Here is a 2,470-nt window from a genome sequence, read left to right as displayed (position 1 = left end):
GGCGGGGGCAGCGGTACGGCGGGCCTGGTCACCGGTGCGCTGATGCTGGCCACGGTGGCTGGCGAGCTGACAGCCCCGTGGTTGGCGGCACGTTGTGGCTATCGGGTGATGCTGGGGGCGGGGTTGCTGTTGCTGGGTGCTCCGGCACTGGCCCTGACCGTGTCGCAGAGTATGGCGTGGATCGTGGCGGTGTGCCTTGTCCGGGGGCTCGGCTTCGCGTTCACCCTGGTGGCGGGTGGGGCGCTGACGGCCTCGCTGATCCCGCCCGAACGCCGTGGGGAAGGGCTGGCCCTGATCGGCGTCATGGCCGGTGTGCCGTCGCTGGTGTGCCTGCCGCTCGGGGCCTGGCTGGCGGTGAACACGGGGTACGGGCCCGTCTGCATGGCGGCGGCGCTGATCGCCCTGGTCTCCATTGCCGCCGTCCCGGGCCTGCCCGGCCGGGAAGCGGCGCTGGGGCCGCCCCTGGGGATCTTCGCCGGGGCCCGTTCCGGTGCGCTCGGCCGCCCCACGGCCGTGTTCACGGTGACGGCGGTGGGAGCGGGGATCGTCGTCACCTTTCTGCCGCTGGCCGTGGCGTCGGGCTCTTCCGGCGTGGTCGCCGCGGCGCTCTTCGTGCAACCGGCCGCCGCGACCGCATCCCGCTGGTTCGCCGGACGGCACGCCGACCGGCGCGGAGCCGCCGGGCTGCTCATACCGGGGGTGGTCGTCTCGGCCGCCGGCATCCTCGCCGTCGCCCTCACGGGCGTACCCGTCGCGGTCGTCGTGGGTGCGGCCGTGTTCGGCGTCGGGTTCGGCATCACCCAGAGCGCGACCATCACCCTGATGTACTCCCGCGTCCCGGCCTCCGGGTACGGGACGGTGAGCGCCCTGTGGAATGTCGCCTACGACGCGGGTATGGGCATCGGCGCGGTCAGTTTCGGCACGGTGACCGGCCTGACCGGCTACCCCTGGGCATTCGCCCTGACCGCGCTCCTGATGCTGACAGCCCTCGTCCCAGCCTGGTGGGACCAGACGGCAGCACGCGAACACCCCGCGACGACCAGCGAGGATCGGGCGGTGACGGCGGAGCGGCGACGGTGAGCGGTTGCCCGCTCCCTATCCGTCTCGTCAGCCGAGTGCGGGCCGCGCAGCGTGCCCGGCACGCCCGCCTGGCCGGCGGTCGGGCACGGCGCCGGCCGTTGTGCCTCAGGCCTGGCCCTGTTCGCTCTCGCGGGCGTCGGTGCCGCATCCGTCGCAGACACCTGTGAGCTCGACGGTGTGGCGGACCGCGGAGAAGCCCGCGTCGAGGCCGACGCGGTCGGCCCACTCCTCGACCAGGTCCGAGTCCACGGGGCTGGTGTGGCCGCAGGAGCGGCAGATCAGGTAGTGGCGGTGATCGCCGTCCGGGCGGGCGCGGTAGAGCCGTTCGCCGGTCTCGTCGCGGACGATGTCCACCCGTCCGCGGGCTTCCAGATCCCACAGCGTTCGGTAGACGGTGGTCAGCGCGACGCGGATCCCGGCGGCGGACAGCAGGGCGTGGAGTCGCTGTGCCGACACGAAGTCCGTGCGGTCGGTGAAGACGCGTAACACCTCGGCTCGTCTGTGGGGCCTTCGTCTCGCCGGGGCGGTGCGGGACGCCGCCGGGTCGCTCCGGTGTGCCAAGGCCGGTCACCTCCTGGGGGGATGGGTGTGCTCGGTGAGGACGCCGGTGGGCACCGCGTCGAGAAGGGCACGGGTGTAGGAGTGGGTCGGTCGGGTGAGGACGCGGGCGACGGGGCCGGTTTCGACGAGGCGACCGGCGCGCATGACCGCGATTCGGTGGGCGAAGTCCCGTACCAGCGTCAGGTCGTGGCAGATGAACAGGTACGCCAGACCCCGCTCGTGCTGGAGCCGGGTGAGCAGTTCGAGGACGCCGGCGCGCACTGTCGGGTCGAGGGCCGACACAGGCTCGTCGAGGACGAGCAGCCGGGGCTCGCCGGCCAGGGCGCGGGCGATGCCGGCCCGTTGGCACTGGCCGCCGGAGAGCTCGTGGGGCCGCCGTCGGCCGTGTTCCGGGGCGAGTCCGACGATGTCCAGCAGTTCCGCGACGCGGCGTGGGCCGGAAACCGGATGCCAGCGGCCCTGGACGCGCAGCGGCTCGGCGATGGCGTCCTGGATGTGCTGCCGAGGGCTGAGCGAGCCGTGCGGGTCCTGGAAGACGGGCTGGAAGGCCGGTCGTAGCAGGCGGAGTTCCCGCTCGGGGAGGCGGTACGGGTCCTGCCCGTCGAACAGGACCCGGCCACCTTCGGGGCGGCGCAGTCCCAGGACGGCCGTCGCCGTGGATGACTTGCCGCTGCCGGACTCGCCGACCAGGGCCAGGGTCTCACCGGCGGCCAGTTCGAAGGACACCTCGTCGACCGCGGTCACCGGCGTCGCGCGGCGCCCCCGTCCCGGGTAGCGCACCGTCAGGTCGGTGACGGTCAGCAGCGGTGGGGCCGCGACGGGGGAGGCG

Annotated in this window: 3 protein-coding genes; 1 reads left to right on the top strand and 2 read right to left on the bottom strand. The window is 73.6% G+C overall.

What is annotated here, in order from left to right:
* The coding region (locus E1265_RS35570; RefSeq protein WP_132935076.1) for an MFS transporter at positions 1-1,080 on the top strand (1,080 nt) is incomplete at its 5' end.
* A 105-nt stretch (positions 1,081-1,185) separates the two neighbouring features.
* Here E1265_RS35570 and E1265_RS35565 read toward each other — a convergent pair.
* Complete coding sequence (locus tag E1265_RS35565) at positions 1,186-1,641, bottom strand: transcriptional repressor (protein WP_132935075.1); 456 nt, start codon at positions 1,639-1,641, stop codon at positions 1,186-1,188.
* 6 nt (positions 1,642-1,647) lie between these two features.
* On the bottom strand, positions 1,648-2,427 hold the full coding sequence (locus E1265_RS35560; protein WP_207931344.1) for an ATP-binding cassette domain-containing protein: 780 nt from the start codon (positions 2,425-2,427) through the stop codon (positions 1,648-1,650).
* Positions 2,428-2,470 lie beyond the last annotated feature (43 nt).

Origin of the sequence: Streptomyces sp. 8K308 (assembly GCF_004348315.1) — a bacterium.
Taxonomy (GTDB): domain Bacteria; phylum Actinomycetota; class Actinomycetes; order Streptomycetales; family Streptomycetaceae; genus Streptomyces.
This window is presented reverse-complemented; position numbering and strand designations above follow the sequence as displayed.